This window comes from Methylophaga lonarensis MPL (assembly GCF_000349205.1).
GTDB lineage: Bacteria > Pseudomonadota > Gammaproteobacteria > Nitrosococcales > Methylophagaceae > Methylophaga > Methylophaga lonarensis.
Map to the genome: position 1 here is coordinate 1 of NZ_APHR01000104.1, position 440 is coordinate 440.

Genomic DNA, 440 nt, shown 5'->3' on the forward strand with positions numbered 1-440 from the left:
TCAGCATCCATGTTTTCAATCAGTGATGTGGCAAACTTGGCACCACGTGCCAGCGCCCAGTTGCGGTTACCCTGAACCGTATTGATTTCCCCGTTGTGCGCCAGATAGCGGAACGGTTGAGCCAGACGCCACTGAGGCCAGGTATTGGTAGAAAAACGCTGATGGAACACACAAATGGCCGTTTCCAGGCGCTCGTCGTTCAGATCCTTGTAAAACACCGGCAGGTACGACGGCATTACAAGACCTTTGTAGGAAACGACTTGAGCTGAGAGGCTGGGAATATAGAAATCCGAGTCGTCCGTAATGGCTTTTTCAGCTTTGCGTCTTGCGATATACAGAGCGCGCTCAAAAGCAGCGTCATCCATGTTATCAGCCGCGATTGATAAACAGCTGACGCATTACCGGTAACGAACGCAGTGCTTCAACACCACAGGCTGACT

General features: G+C 51.4%; 1 protein-coding gene. It reads right to left on the reverse strand.

Translation table 11 applies throughout. The annotated features are described in order from the left end of the window. On the reverse strand, nucleotides 1-365 hold a 365-nt coding region (locus MPL1_RS13045), incomplete at its 3' end, for a glutamate synthase subunit alpha (protein WP_009727607.1). Between the last annotated feature and the right edge of the window lie 75 nt (nucleotides 366-440).